The organism is Alteriqipengyuania triglochinis (assembly GCF_054655655.1).
Window position 1 is genome coordinate 575,594 of the sequence record NZ_BAAHNC010000001.1, and the last position, 13,770, is coordinate 589,363.

General features: G+C 65.5%; 15 protein-coding genes. 9 read left to right on the plus strand and 6 right to left on the minus strand.

Going from position 1 to position 13,770, the window contains the following annotated elements:
• Nucleotides 1-24: 24 nt before the first annotated feature.
• Together ctaD and coxB are read right to left on the minus strand one after the other, a co-directional pair.
• The gene (gene ctaD, locus ACYQ0L_RS02895; RefSeq protein WP_459787415.1) at nt 25-1,755 is read right to left on the minus strand and encodes a cytochrome c oxidase subunit I; all 1,731 of its coding nucleotides are present in this window, start codon (nt 1,753-1,755) and stop codon (nt 25-27) included.
• 59 nt (nt 1,756-1,814) lie between these two features.
• A complete protein-coding gene (coxB, locus tag ACYQ0L_RS02900) occupies nt 1,815-2,957 on the minus strand; it encodes a cytochrome c oxidase subunit II (RefSeq protein WP_459787416.1) in 1,143 nt (380 codons plus the stop codon).
• 189 nt (nt 2,958-3,146) lie between these two features.
• On the opposite strand from coxB, the gene pyrE reads away from it, so the two are divergent.
• Genes pyrE through ruvX form a run of 7 tightly spaced genes read left to right on the plus strand, consistent with a single transcriptional unit; the run spans nt 3,147 to nt 8,664 of the window.
• Nucleotides 3,147-3,728, plus strand: a complete 582-nt coding sequence (gene pyrE / locus ACYQ0L_RS02905) for an orotate phosphoribosyltransferase (protein ID WP_459787417.1) — start codon at nt 3,147-3,149, stop codon at nt 3,726-3,728.
• Entirely contained in the window at nt 3,725-4,468 is a 744-nt protein-coding gene (locus ACYQ0L_RS02910; RefSeq protein WP_459787418.1) for a pyridoxine 5'-phosphate synthase, read from the plus strand. The genes pyrE and ACYQ0L_RS02910 overlap by 4 nt, the downstream gene beginning before the upstream one ends.
• Before the next feature lie 25 nt (nt 4,469-4,493).
• The gene (acpS, locus tag ACYQ0L_RS02915; protein WP_459787419.1) at nt 4,494-4,895 is read left to right on the plus strand and encodes a holo-ACP synthase; all 402 of its coding nucleotides are present in this window, start codon (nt 4,494-4,496) and stop codon (nt 4,893-4,895) included.
• Nucleotides 4,892-5,761, plus strand: a complete 870-nt coding sequence (gene lepB / locus ACYQ0L_RS02920; protein WP_459787420.1) for a signal peptidase I — start codon at nt 4,892-4,894, stop codon at nt 5,759-5,761. Before acpS ends, lepB begins: the two co-directional genes overlap by 4 nt.
• A 9-nt stretch (nt 5,762-5,770) precedes the next feature.
• On the plus strand, nt 5,771-6,964 hold the full coding sequence (locus ACYQ0L_RS02925; protein ID WP_459787421.1) for an AI-2E family transporter: 1,194 nt from the start codon (nt 5,771-5,773) through the stop codon (nt 6,962-6,964).
• 12 nt (nt 6,965-6,976) lie between these two features.
• Complete coding sequence (locus ACYQ0L_RS02930; RefSeq protein ID WP_459787422.1) at nt 6,977-8,197, plus strand: DUF3089 domain-containing protein; 1,221 nt, start codon at nt 6,977-6,979, stop codon at nt 8,195-8,197.
• On the plus strand, nt 8,176-8,664 hold the full coding sequence (ruvX, locus tag ACYQ0L_RS02935; protein WP_459787423.1) for a Holliday junction resolvase RuvX: 489 nt from the start codon (nt 8,176-8,178) through the stop codon (nt 8,662-8,664). Before ACYQ0L_RS02930 ends, ruvX begins: the two co-directional genes overlap by 22 nt.
• Here ruvX and ACYQ0L_RS02940 read toward each other — a convergent pair.
• From ACYQ0L_RS02940 to ACYQ0L_RS02950, 3 genes are read right to left on the minus strand one after another with little or no spacing between them, the layout of a single operon-like run.
• The gene (locus ACYQ0L_RS02940) at nt 8,661-9,458 is read right to left on the minus strand and encodes a transposase (RefSeq protein WP_459787424.1); all 798 of its coding nucleotides are present in this window, start codon (nt 9,456-9,458) and stop codon (nt 8,661-8,663) included. The genes ruvX and ACYQ0L_RS02940 overlap by 4 nt on opposite strands.
• Nucleotides 9,428-10,402 carry a hypothetical protein gene (locus tag ACYQ0L_RS02945; RefSeq protein ID WP_459787425.1) on the minus strand — a complete coding sequence of 325 codons (975 nt, stop codon included), beginning with the start codon at nt 10,400-10,402 and terminating at the stop codon, nt 9,428-9,430. The genes ACYQ0L_RS02940 and ACYQ0L_RS02945 overlap by 31 nt, the downstream gene beginning before the upstream one ends.
• Nucleotides 10,403-10,417: 15 nt before the next feature.
• Nucleotides 10,418-10,588 carry a hypothetical protein gene (locus ACYQ0L_RS02950; protein ID WP_459787426.1) on the minus strand — a complete coding sequence of 57 codons (171 nt, stop codon included), beginning with the start codon at nt 10,586-10,588 and terminating at the stop codon, nt 10,418-10,420.
• Between the two features lie 149 nt (nt 10,589-10,737).
• Between ACYQ0L_RS02950 and ACYQ0L_RS02955 the strand changes: the two genes are divergently transcribed.
• Nucleotides 10,738-11,208, plus strand: coding sequence for a PaaI family thioesterase (locus ACYQ0L_RS02955; RefSeq protein WP_459787427.1), 471 nt, complete (start codon nt 10,738-10,740; stop codon nt 11,206-11,208).
• A complete protein-coding gene (locus ACYQ0L_RS02960; RefSeq protein WP_459787428.1) occupies nt 11,201-11,623 on the plus strand; it encodes a PaaI family thioesterase in 423 nt (140 codons plus the stop codon). Before ACYQ0L_RS02955 ends, ACYQ0L_RS02960 begins: the two co-directional genes overlap by 8 nt.
• Nucleotides 11,624-11,641: 18 nt before the next feature.
• Here the strand turns inward: ACYQ0L_RS02960 and ACYQ0L_RS02965 are convergent, their stop codons facing one another.
• Nucleotides 11,642-13,768 (minus strand): transglycosylase domain-containing protein, encoded by a 2,127-nt coding sequence (locus tag ACYQ0L_RS02965; protein WP_459787429.1) that lies wholly within the window; start codon nt 13,766-13,768, stop codon nt 11,642-11,644.
• Between the last annotated feature and the right edge of the window lie 2 nt (nt 13,769-13,770).

The following is a 13,770-nucleotide window of genomic DNA, read 5'->3' on the forward strand; positions in this document are numbered from 1 at the left end:
CCCCCGCGGAACGGTGCAACTCGATCACGCCGTGGTCGGCTGGCCGTCGCCGGTCTGCGACAGGTGATCGTGGTAATCGTGGTGGTCTTCGATCACCGGCAGCGTCTCGAACTGGTGGAACGGCGGCGGGCTCGACAGCGTCCATTCGAGCGTCGTCGCACCCGGACCCCAGTAGTTCCCTTCGGCCCTACGTCCGACCGTGAAGGCGTAGATCAGGTTGACGAAGAAGATACCGACCGAAACCGCGGTGATCATGTAGCCGAGGGTCGAGATGTGGTTCCAGAACTCGAACTGGCCCGGATAGTCGGGGATGCGGCGCGGCATCCCGTTCACGCCGAGGAAGTGCATCGGGAAGAACACGAGGTTCACGCCGATGAAGAACACCCAGAAGTGGATATGGGCCAACAGTTCGGAGTGCATCCGCCCGCTCATCTTCGGGAACCAGTAGTAGAAGCCCGCGAAGATCGAGAAGACTGCACCCATCGAGAGCACGTAGTGGAAATGCGCGACCACATAGTAGGTGTCGTGAAGGTTATCGTCGACGCCGCCATTGGCGAGCACGACTCCCGTCACGCCGCCCACGGTGAACAGGAAGATGAAGCCCATCGCCCAGACCATCGGCGATTTGAACTCGATCGAGCCGCCCCACATGGTCGCGATCCAGCTGAAGATCTTCACGCCCGTCGGGACTGCGATGACCATCGTGGCAGCGGTGAAGTACATCTTCGTGTTCACGTCGAGACCGACGGTATACATGTGGTGCGCCCACACGATGAAGCCGACGACGCCGATCGCGACCATGGCGTAGGCCATGCCGAGGTAGCCGAACACCGGCTTGCGGCTGAAGGTCGCCACGATCTGGCTGATCATGCCGAAGCCCGGCAGGATCATGATGTACACTTCGGGGTGGCCGAAGAACCAGAACAGGTGCTGGTAAAGAACGGGATCGCCGCCACCGGCCGGATCGAAGAAGGTCGTGCCGAAGTTACGGTCCGTGATCAGCATCGTGATCGCGGCTGCGAGCACCGGCAGCGAGAGGAGCAGCAGGAAGGCGGTGACCAGCACCGACCACACGAACAGCGGCATCTTGTGCAGGGTCATCCCCGGCGCGCGCATGTTGAAGATGGTGGTGATGAAGTTGGTCGCACCCAGGATCGAACCCGCGCCTGCGAGGTGGAGCGAGAAGATCGCGAAGTCGACCGCCGGGCCGACCGAACCGCTGGTGGAAAGCGGCGCATACACCGTCCAGCCGGTACCCGCGCCCGGCCCGACGCCGCCGGGAACGAACATCGAGAACAGCAGCGAGCAGAAGCCCGCCACGGTCAGCCAGAACGACACGTTGTTCATGCGCGGGAACGCCATGTCCGGCGCGCCGATCATCAGCGGGACGAACCAGTTGCCGAAACCGCCGATCATCGCGGGCATGACCATGAAGAACACCATGATCAGCCCGTGCGCGGTGATGAACACGTTCCACAGGTGGAGCGTCTGGTCCATCTGCGCGGGATCGGCGCCGAGCCACGGCGCAACCATGCTGAGGACCTGGATGCCAGGCTCCGCCAGCTCGGCGCGCATGATGCCCGAGATCGCACCGCCGATCAGGCCAGCCATGATCGCGAAGATCAGGTAGAGCGTGCCGATGTCCTTGTGGTTCGTCGACATGAACCAGCGGGCGAAGAAGCCCGGCTTGTGGTCGGCATCATGGTGATGATGCTCGTCCGGGTGGGCCTGGAAGGTGTCAGCGGTGGTAGCCATGTCGCTCTTGATCTCTTCGGTTCTGCTATTCGGTCAAATTGCTTGAAGGGCGGGCGCCGTCAATTGGTGCTTTGGGCCCCGTCCGCATCGGAAGCGCCGGCCGGCACCGACGGCGCATTGCCATCGTCTGCAGCGGTCACGCCATCGCCTGCGGCAGGCGCGCCCTCAACGGCGCTCGCGGGGGTCTGGATATCGACGCCTTCTTCCGTCTCGGCTTCTTCGCCGAAGCTGCCACCCTTGGAGGCGACCCACTGACGGAAGCGGTCCATCGGCACCGCTTCGATCGCGATCGGCATGTAGCCGTGGCGCGCGCCGCACAGTTCGGAGCACTGGCCGTAATAGATACCCGGCTCCTCGATCGTCAGCAGACGCTCGTTCAGGCGGCCCGGAATCGCGTCCAGCTTGAACCACAGGCTAGGTACCGAGAACGAGTGGATCACGTCCGCGCCGTAGGTCTGGATGCGCAGCGGCACGCCGACCGGCACGACCATGCGGTTGTCGACGGCCAGCTGGGCCGGCTCACCGCGCGACAGCGCTTCTTCCTTGGGCAGCATGTTCGAAATCACTTCGAACCCGCCCTGGTCGGGATAGGTATAACCCCAGTACCACTGGTAGCCGGTCGCCTTGATGGTGATCGCGTCTGCCGGCGGCGTCTTGTACTGCCGTGCGAGCAGCGTGATCGACGGCACCGCGATAACGACGAGGACGATCACCGGCACGATGGTCCAGATCACCTCGATCAGCGTGTTGTGCGTGGTGCGCGACGGCTCGCGGCCCTCGCGGCGGCGATAGCGGACCACCACCACCAGCAGCAGGAAGAACACGAAAGCGCTGATCGCCACGATCACCGGGATGAGGATGTAGTTGTTCATCCCCAGCGCGTACCGGCCATCCTCGGTGTACTGATCCTGGAAGTGCATGCTCTTCCACGCATCGTCTTCGAAGGCGGTCGGCTGGCCCTTGATCATCTCGGGGCCGTAATATTCGTAGGAACCCTCCGCATCGGCAGCGGCATCGCCCGCGCCCGCTGCGGCGTCTGCGTCGGTGGCATCGGTGGTCTCGCCCGCCTCTGCGGCGGCATCCGGCGCGGCCACGGTGGGCACTGCGGCGGAAAGGCCCTGCACAGCAAAGGCAAGGCCGGCAAGGGCGAGAAGCCCGATCACAAGACGGCGGATATCGCGATAGGCGGCGGCAATCGGCATTGTCGGTCTGCTTCCTTCGAACCTTGCAGAGAACCGCGCAGATGGCCTGAACAGGCGACTGCACGTGATTTTGGGCTCGCGCTATAGGCGCGCTTGCCGCGACTCTCAAGCGCCTCTAGACGGGAATTCACGGGTCGTCCAATGCGTTCGGCGCAAGACCTGTTCAATCAACCCGAAGGACCGCCCTGGATGACGGACGAAGAGATCATCGGCGAACTGCGCGCCTGCGACGCGCTGCTGGAAGGGCATTTCCTGCTCAGTTCCGGTCGCCACTCCGCACATTACCTGCAATGCGCAAGGGTTCTGATGGACCCGGAACGCGCCAGCCGCATGGCTTTCGCGCTCAGCCAGAAGATCCCCCGCGACATTCGCGGCAAGATCGACGCCGTGGTCAGCCCGGCAATGGGCGGGCTCATCATCGGGCACGAAATGGGCCGCGCACTCGGCAAGAACGCGATGTTCCTCGAACGGCCCGAAGGCACGTTCGAACTGCGCCGGGGATTCGCGCTGGAAAAAGGCGCCAAGGTGCTGATGGTCGAGGATGTGGTCACCACCGGCAAATCGAGCATGGAAGCGATCGAGGCGGTGAAGCGCGAAGGTGGCGAAGTGATCGCCGAAGCCGCGCTGGTCGATCGTTCTTCCGGCACGGTCGACCTCGGCGTGCCCTTCATCCCGCTGATCCAGCTTTCCTTCCCGACCTATGCGGACGACGAAGTGCCCGACGAGCTCAAGGCCGTCCCGGTGACCAAGCCGGGGAGCCGCAAGGGGTGAGCGAACAGCTGGCCCGAAGCAAACTGAGACTCGGCGTCAATATCGATCACGTCGCGACGATCCGTAATGCGCGCGGCGGCGATCATCCCGATCCCGTGCGCGCGGCGGAAATCGTCGCTGCGGTGGGCGGCGACGGCATTACCGCGCACCTGCGCGAAGACCGCCGCCATATCCGCGACGACGATCTGAAGCGCATCCAGGATGCGACGAACCTGCCGCTCAACCTCGAAATGGCGGCGACTGAGGAAATGCTGGCGATTGCGCTGCGCCACAATCCGCACGCGGCCTGCATCGTCCCCGAAAAGCGCGAGGAGCGCACGACCGAAGGCGGGCTCGATGCCGCAGGGTTGCACAACCAGCTCGCGCCGATCGTCTCGCAGCTGACCGATGCGGGCATCCGCGTCTCGCTGTTCATCGAAGCGAATCCAGCACAGCTCGAAGCGGCAATGCGTCTCGGCGCGCCTGTGGTAGAGTTCCACACCGGCGAATATGCGCACGCAACCGGCGAGCAGAGATCGGTCGAGCTGAAGAGAATTGCGGACATGGCGGCACTGGCGGTGAAGAACGGGATCGAACCCCATGCGGGCCACGGACTGACCTTCGACAACGTGCAACCGATTGCCGCGATTCCCCAGCTCGCCGAGCTCAATATCGGGCACTACCTGGTGGGCGAGGCAATTTTCACCGGCCTTGAACCCGCAATCCGCCGGATGCGCGAGCTGATGGACGAAGCGCGGTGAGGCCAACTCTTCTGGAGAGAGCACCATGATCATCGGCCTCGGCTCCGACCTGTGCAATATCGAGCGGATCCAGAACTCGCTCGACCGCTATGGTGAGCGGTTCGAAAACCGCGTCTTCACCGAGAAGGAGCGCGCCAAGGCGCGGCGGCGGCCCTTCACCATTGCCGGCACCTACGCCAAGCGGTTCGCCGCGAAGGAGGCGTTCTCCAAGGCGGTCGGCACGGGGTTTCGCCGCGGCGTCTATATGAAGGACATCGGGGTGGTTAACGCCCCCTCGGGTGCGCCCACTCTCGAACTGGCACATGGTGCCGCCAAGGCGCTTGCGCAAATCACGCCTGCGGGCCATGTGGCGCATGTTCACCTTACCCTCACCGACGATCACCCATGGGCACAGGCCTTCGTGATTATCGAGGCCTTTCCCCAATGAGCAATGTTACCGGCATGAGCAAAAGCAAGACCGCCAGCGAAGACGACAAGGTCAACTGGTTCGCCGAATTCCGCGGGCTCGCGCTTATGCTGCTGGCCGTGCTGGCGTTCCACAGCTTTGTCGCTAAGCCGTTCTATATCCCCTCCCCCAGCATGATGCCCAACCTGCTGGTCGGCGACAGGCTGATCGTCAGCAAGTATCCTTACGGCTACTCGTGGGCCTCGATCACCTTCCACCTGCTGCCACGCGGCCAGTGGCGCCTGTTCGGCGGGACCCCCGAATACGGCGACATCGTGATCCCCGTGCATCCCGAGCGCAGCGAGGACTACATCAAGCGCGTGGTCGGCCTTCCGGGAGACCGGATCGCGGTAAGCAACGGGCAAATCATTCTCAACGGGAAACCAGTGAAGCAGGAAGTCGAGCCCGACATGCTGCTGCCCTACGATCTCAACACCCCCTGCGTGGAGCCGGGTTTCCAGGTCGTCACGAGGCCCGACGGCGTCCAGAAGTGCCAGGTGCCGGTGATGCGCGAGACCATGCCCAATGGCGTGAGCTACCTGATCATCGATGCCCTGCCCGACCAGCAGCTCGACAATTACGACGAGATTCTCGTCCCCGACGATGCCGTCTTCGTAATGGGCGACAACCGCGACCATTCGGCCGATAGCCGGGCCAGCATCGCCCAGCAGGGCCTCGGCGGCCCGGTGCCGCTCGCCAATATTGGTGGCCGCGCGGAATTCATCACCTTCTCGCTCGACGGGACGGCCAGTTGGAATCCGCTCACCTGGTTCGGCGCCATGCGCGGCGACCGGGCCTTTACGACCCTGCGACCGACCCACACCGAAACCCCTGCGGTAGCGGACTGACCGCGCTCGATGGGCAAGGACACCACATCCGACGACCAGGGAAGCGAGCAGACGCCCGCAACCGTGCCGGCAAGCATCGATGCGGATGAGTGGGGCGGTGCCAGCCCCGCCTATATCGCCAGCCCGCGACTTCGACACGAGGTCAACAAGGCGCTGATCTGGGTCAGCGTGATCGGCCTGGTAGCGCTGGCCATCTACATCTCGCAGTCGCTGCTGGTGATTTTCGCCGCGCTCGTCTTTGCATCGCTCGTGGATGGCGGATCCCGATTGATTGGCCGCTACGTCCCCCTGCCCCGTCAGCTGCGTATCGCGATCGTACTGCTCGCGGCAGTCGGGTTTCTGCTCTGGCTGGGCTACTTCGCGGGTTCCCAGATTGCCGAACAGGCAGCCACCCTTCCCTCGATCGTGGAAGAACAGCTGAACCGGCTGATCGCACTGGCCCGCGCCAACGGCTTGGCCATCTCGTTGTCGGACGCGCAATCGCTCCTCAATCCGGCCGTCAGCGGTGTGGGCACCGTCACCCGGGCGATCGGCGGTATCGCGGGCGCGATCGGCACAACCGCGATCATCCTGGTTATCGGTATTTACGTCGCCCTGGAGCCCAATCTGTACGAGCGCGGCGTCGAATGGATGGCTCCCCGCGGCGAACGCGGCGAACTGCGAAAGACGCTTGCGCAGATGGCCGATACCATGCGGCGTCTGATGGCTGGCCGCGTGGTCGGGATGGTGTTCGAAGGGTTCTTCACCTGGATCGCACTGGAGCTTTTCGGTGTGCCGATGGCCGCGCTGCTCGGCATCCTGACCGGCCTGCTTGCGTTCATCCCCAATCTGGGCGCGCTGATCTCCGGCATCCTGATGGCGATCGTCGGATTTTCGGCAGGGGTCGAAACCGGGATTGCCGCGGTCGCGATCTATTTCGTTGTCCAGACCTTCGACGGCTACGTCGTCATCCCGATGATCGCGCGCAAGACGGTCGACCTGCCGCCCGCGCTGGTGCTGGGTGCGCAGCTGATCATGGGCATCCTGTTCGGCATCATCGGCCTGCTGCTGGCCGACCCGCTGCTCGCGATGCTGAAGGTCGCGCTGGTCCGCCGGTCCGAAGCGAACGACGCGGCCCAGGCCGCCGCCAGCGCGGAGGAACGCGCGAGAGCCGGGCTCGCGCCGGTCGAACTGACACCGCCGAACCTCTCGCAAGGGGTATAAGACGGGGACGATATGGTACGCGCATTTCTCTACTTCGTCGCCACGATGACCGTGCTGGTTATCGCCGGCCTATTCGCGCTCAATTACTGGTCCGACAAGGCGACCGAGATCGCCTTCGTCCCGAATACCGCGTTCGTCGAGCAGGACCCGCTGGCCGACAACGCCTATAACGACCCCGACATGTGGTATTCGCGACCCGGGATCGGCACCAATGATCCCTCGCGCTACCAGCCCGCAATCGCCGAGACCCAGAACCCGCTGCCCCGGGAAAGTGGCGAAGCTACGCTGGTCGAGCAGGCGAGCGAGGCGGGATCGCGCCGGATCACCGCCGAAGAGACCACGGATGCCCCGCCCTTCGCGGTCTTCTTCGTCCACCCGACCAGCTACATCCCGACCAATATGGATCGCGATATCCGCTGGAACGCGGCGTTCGGCAACGAAGAGGCCGAACAGCGCGCGAGGCTGTTCCTGCGCGGGCTCGCGAGCCCGTTCAACAGTGCGGCGGAGATCTGGGCGCCCAAGTATCGCCAGGCCACCGTCGGCGCATTCATTACCGACAAGCCTGAAGCCGAACAGGCGATCGATGCGGCCTATCGCGATGTCGAGAAGGCGTTCGACTATTTCCTCGAAAGCGTGGCCGAAGACCGCCCGATCATACTCGCCGGGCACAGCCAGGGCTCGCTCCACCTGCTCCGCCTGCTGCGGGAGCGCGTGAAGGGCCGCGAGCTCGAGAACCGGATCGCCGCCGTCTACGCGGTCGGCTGGCCGATCTCGCTGGACCACGATCTGCCGGTACTTCCGCTGCCCGGGTGCGAGCGCGCCAACCAGGCCGGCTGCATCCTCAGCTGGGTGAGCTTTGCCGATGATGGCGACCCCACCCAGCTGCTCAGCCGCTACAAGGCGAGCCCTGGTTTCGACGGTGAACTGCGCGGCGATGGCGCGATCCTGTGCGTCAACCCGATCACCGGCTTCCAGAGCAGCGCCGCCCCGGCTGACGACAACAAGGGCACGCTGGTGCCCAGCGAAGACCTCGCCTCGGGCGAACTGGTGGCCGGCGCGGTCGGCGCGCGGTGCGACGAACAGGGCGTCCTGCGGATCGGCGATCCGCCGGAAATGGGGTCTGCCGTCCTCCCCGGGCGCAATTATCATGTCTACGATATCCCGCTGTTCTGGCGGAACGTGCAGGAAGACGCGGTGACGCGGGTGCGTGAATGGACAGCCGCGAACTCGTAGGCGAAAGTGCCGCAGGCTTGGCCGATGCGCTGCCCGATGGCGGCGCCCTGATCGGGCTGGACCTGGGCACCAAGACGATCGGCGTGGCGGTTTGCGATGCAGGTTGGCGGTTCGCCAACGCGCTCAGGACGCTCCCGCGCGGCAAGTTCGGCCGCGACCGCGAAGAGCTCCGCAGCATCATGGACGGGCGCGCGATTCGCGGGATCGTGATCGGCCTGCCCCGCAATATGGATGGCAGCGAAGGGCCGCGCGCGCAGGCCAGCCGCGCCTATGCCCGCAACCTTGCCGAAGCGTTCGGCCTGCCGGTGCTGCTGTGGGACGAGCGCTGGTCGACCAAGAGCGCAGATGACGCGATGATCGGACTGGACGTGAGCCGCCGCAAGCGCGCCGAGCGGATCGACGCTGAAGCGGCCTCGGTCATCCTGCAGGCTGCGATCGACGCGGCTTCCAACGATCCGCTGATCTAGCCAGCCAGCTGGCCCGCCACCCGGCGGATAGCTGCACTGGGGTGATGCTGCGCGAAATGTACCGCGCAATCCTGCGCGCCTTCCGCCCCCAGCGCCACGCCGAGCCGCAGCATCACCTCGTTCGCGCCCGGGTTCAGTATGCCCGCGATTTGCCCTGTATCGGTGTCGAAGCGATACTGGTCGAACCATCCTTGCGCCGGGCCCGCCGCGCATATGTTGAGCGATACCGAAAGGCTCCGTGGCGGGTGCTGGCAGTGCACGTCGCGATGCGCGCGGTAGTGGAGCACCCTGCCCTCGTGCAACGCCGAGCGTTCGATGAAGCGCAGGTCGACCGGCTCGCCCATCTCACCGCGGACCGAGGCATAGTCGTATTCCCAATAATCGCTGACATAGCCCGGCCCGAAATAGCCGACCGTCAGGAAGTCGAAATTATGGTCGTGTGGCAGGCCATAAGCGAAGCTTGCCGCGCCGCTCGAGCGGAAAGCCGGATCGTCGCGCGCCGGCCAGATATTGGCGCGCACGAAGTAGCCGTTACGCGGCCCGGCCAGCATGATCGCCTGCGGCCCATAGGCAGTGGCCGATTCAGGCATCGTACCGGACATCTGCTCGATCAGTAGGTCGCCGAGAAACGTGCGATTGACGGCCAGTCCCGCAAGCGCTTCGGCAGCGTTGCGAAGCGAAGCTTCGTCACGCAGATCGAAGCCCACGCGATCGATGCGCGCAAGGCACTCATGCAGCGATAGCGGCCATGAGACCGCAGGTGTCAGCTCGCGCGGCACCGGTCCCTCCGCCACTGGGCAAGCTGTGGATAAGCTGTGCGCAGGCTGTGACGAAGTGCGGCGGCCTGCGGCTGGAGTGGGTCCTCGGGCCGGTCCGCTATCTCGCACAATGCCGCGAATCCGGTTGCTGTATCGAGCGCGAGGGCGTTGCGCATCGCTTCCCACCGCGCACCTTCGCCAGTTTGTCCACAGCCTCCCGCCTCGCCGCTCGCATAATCGGCCAGCGTGGTCGCCGCATCGCGCCGCCCCATGGCTCCAAGCAGAGCTGCGGCAAGCTGCGCCCGCCCCTCGGCAAGGCTGGCGGACGCGCGATGGACGATCCGACCGGTCGCGATCTCGATTTCTTTCGTCGGCACCGCCTGCACGCGATCGCGCGCCAGCCGCAGCAATACAAGCGGCGCATCGAGTGCCACGAAAGCCCGCGAGTGCTCCCCGTCGCACGCGATCTGCGCGCCCGGTTGCACTGACAGCCGCTGCACGAGCGGTGGCGCGCCCGCGACATGCCGGTAGATGATCGCCTGCCCTTCCCCCGCCAGCACGCGCTCGCGCCGCTCGCAGTCGGTGAAGGCGATGGTCGCAGGCGCAACCGCGGCTCGCGGCTCGACCAGCAAGGCCGCCAGCGTCACGCGCCCCACACGGTGCAGATGGATCGCACCCACGCCTCCGGAATAGCTGTGACGAAACGGCAGCTGCGCGAGCGGCACCATTTCCCACGCCTGCGCCATCGCCACAAACCAGTGGCTTACGAAGGGCAGCGCCCCCTCGTCATCCAGCAGCGCGCGCAGGTGACTACAGCTTTCGAAGCTAGCCCCTTCAGCCAGCCGCCCGCACTCGGCAAGGACCGGCGCTACGTCCGGACGGTGCCGCCACCTGTCGCGCGCGGCCAGCATGCGATCCTGCGCCCCGGCCTGCGCCGCCGGGTCCGCAGCGAAAGCGGACAGCACAGGATCGACATGCATTGGCGGTGCGATCTCTCAGGAGAACATCGCGCCCCCGTCGGGCGGATAGGTCTCGTAGAGGTAGATCATCAGGTAGATCAGCCGGTCGTCGGTCGACGCGCTGGCAAGATCGGACAGGCTGCCGATGAGGCCCGGCGCATCGGCCAGGTCCGGCAGATTTTCGAGCAGTATTCTGGGCAGATTCATTGGTGCTAGGCCCCCGTTGCCTGGCCTTATTCTGGCCATTGCGTTGCGCGCGGCCTCCCGCCGCCGCACGAGCCCACCGTCCCCGAGAAGCCCCTGGCGGTCGAATTAAAATATTGTCATCACGGCTTTCACCGGACAGATGGCAAGGCATGGAAAACCAGCCATCCCCGCGGGATCCCTCCACCCGGTTCGACCCCGAAGCTGCATCGCCCTTCCTTTTCGCGGGCGGGCATCCGGGCTGGCTCGGCCTCGCCTACCGCGACCACGGTGCCGACTGGACCGAGCTGGTCCTGCCCTGGCGCGACGATCTCGTCGGCGACGATGTGCGCCGCGTCATCGCCTCGGGCCCGATCTTCTCGATGCTCGACATGGCGGGCGGCATGGCGATCTGGACGCGCGAGAAGCATTTCGTTCCGGTCGCCACGCTGGACATGCGGGTCGACTACCAGCGTCCGGCGGGCGAGAAGGCGGATGTGATCGGGCGCTGCGAATGCTACCGCACCACACGCTCCGCCGCCTTCGTGCGCGGCATCGCGCATGACGGGAATCCGGACGATCCGGTGGCGACCATGGCGGCGGTCTACATGACCATCGGCGGAAAGGCGGCTCCCAATGGCTAAGCACGACCGGCCCGACCTTCTTTCCAACTACGCCCGCTCGCTCGGCATCGAAGTCTCCGGTTTCGAGGACGAGGTTCCGGTGCTGTGCGTCTCCGGCATCGACGCGATCGAGGGTCGCCCCGGCCATTTCCACGGCGGCGCCACCAGCGGGCTGATGGAAACCGCGGCCTACGCCGCGCTGCGTGTCGCGCTGAGCGAACGGGGCGAGGAAGCACAGCTCAAGCCGATCAACATCACGGTCCAGTTTCTCGCCGCAGCGAAGAAAGCACCGCTGTTCGCCAAGGCCCGGATTACCAAGCTGGGGCGACGCAGCGCGAATGTCACCGTCGAAGCATGGCAGGACGAGCGCGAGCGGCCCCGCGCCAGCGCGGTGATGAACGTCATGATCCAGCGGACCGAGCCCGCCGCCGACTGACCAGCCGCGAGCCCGGGCTCAGTTCGCCGGCGCGTCCTCTTCCTGACGCACAGGAGCAAGCTCCGGCGCGGGGCGAGGCGCATCGGCCGGCGCGTCGAGCGGCGGTGCCTCACGCGTCGTCACGCCGCTTTCGTCGATGGTGATTGCCGCGCCCTCTTCCGCGATCGGCGCGGGAATGTCGCTTCCATCGGGCACATCGAGTGGTTGGACCGGCCCCGCCGGGTTCTGCCGCCGAGGCGCAGGTGCGGCGCCGGAAATGCCCTGTGCACGCAGCATGAAGCTCTTCCAGATCCGCGCGGGCAGCCCGCCCCCGCTGATCCCTTCGAGCGGGGTGTTGTCGTCGTTGCCGATCCACACGCCCACCACCAGATCGCCAGCATAGCCCACGAACAGCGCATCGCGGTTGTTCTGCGTGGTCCCCGTCTTGCCGAAATTGGGCCCGGGCAGCTGCGCGGCTCGGCCGGTCCCCTGGTTGATGGCACTGCGCAGCAGCTGTTCCATGTCGCGATGGGTGGAGTTGGACATGCTGCGCGGGGCGTTGAAGATGCGGTCCCACAGGCCCACCGGCTCGCGCACGAAGGCGGTCGGCCGCACGGGATAGGAATTGCCCGCGATCCCGGCATAGGCGGCGGTCAGCTCCATCAGCGACATGCCCGCCGTGCCCAGTGCCACGCTCGGATCGCCGCGCGTTATCGGACTGGAAATGCCAAGATCGCGCGCCAGCTCGATCACTTGCGCGCTGCCCACCTCGTTGAACATGCGCACCGCAGCCACATTGCTGGAGCGTGCGAAGGCCTGCTCCAGCGTCAAGAAGTCGGAATACTTACCGTCGTAGTTCTCCGGACGATAGCTGCCCTGCGTGAAGGGCCGGTTGCCGACCGGGTCATCGGGTTCGTAGCCGTGCTGGAGCGCGGCGAGATAGACGATCGTCTTGAAGGTAGAGCCCGGCTGGCGGCGCGCCTGCGTCACCCGGTTGAAGGCGCTTTGCGAATAGTCCTTGCCGCCGATCATCGCCACGACCTCGCCATTGGGACGCATTGCGACCAGCGCCGCCTGCGCATCGCCCAGCGGTGCGCCGGCGATCACGTCGCGCGCAATGCCCTGCAAGCGCGCGTCGAGCGTGGTGGAAAGCGACTGCGAGCCATAGCCCGGAGGAGCGCGGTCGCGCGCCTCGGGCAGCGCCCAGTCCGCGAAATAGGTCCCCGTCGGCAGGTCGTTGGTCAGCCGCATGTCGATTTCGGGCGGGCGCATGCGCGCAGCCTCCTGCTCGGTTATGTAACCCGCCGAGACGAGGCTCGCCTTGACCGCCTCCATCCGCGCTGCCGCGCGTTCGTAATGCTTCGAAGGGGCGTAAGCCGAGGGCGCCTGCAGCAGCCCCGCCAGCATCGCCGCCTGGTTCGGCTTCAGCTTTTCCGGCTGGCGGTAGAAATAATGCAGGCTGGCCGCGCGCAGACCATAGGTGTTGTCGCCGAAATAGGCATTGGAGAGATAGCGTTCGAGGATTTCATCCTTGGTCAGCCAGGTCTCCAGCCAGAACGCGATCAGCATCTCGCGCGCCTTGCGCGAGAGTGACTGTTCGGGCGTGAGGAAGGTGAACTTGGCCAGCTGCTGGGTGATCGTGCTGCCGCCCTGCGTCGACCCTCCGGTCCAGTTGTTGATCGTCGCACGCGCGAGCCCACGCGGGTCGACCCCCCAGTGGCTGTAGAACCGGCGATCCTCGATCGCGAGGAACGCGTTTACCACGTGATCGGGCAGCTGTTCTATCTTGACCGGTTCGTCATAGACCGCGCCATTGCGGGCGATCGGCGTTCCGTCGGCGGCAAGCAGCGTGATCTGCGGCGGTGCAATCGGTTCGAGCGATTTGGACAGCGGCGCGGTGATCGCCAGCCAGATGATGATGACGATCAGCAGCAGCAGCAGGCCCGCCGCCGCACGCACGGCCCAAAAACGCGTCCTGTGCGCCCGAACAACGTCGTAAATGCGTCGCGCGATACTCTGGCGATGGTTGGGCTCGGCGAAATCGGGATCGTCTTCGTCCCACGGGTCGGCGGCCATACTTTCGTGCAGTGCGTAATAGCCGCGGTGCCCCGCGGGGCCGCCTTCGGCCTTGGCCCAGTCGTCGTTTGGGGAGCCGCGCCCTGCCATCA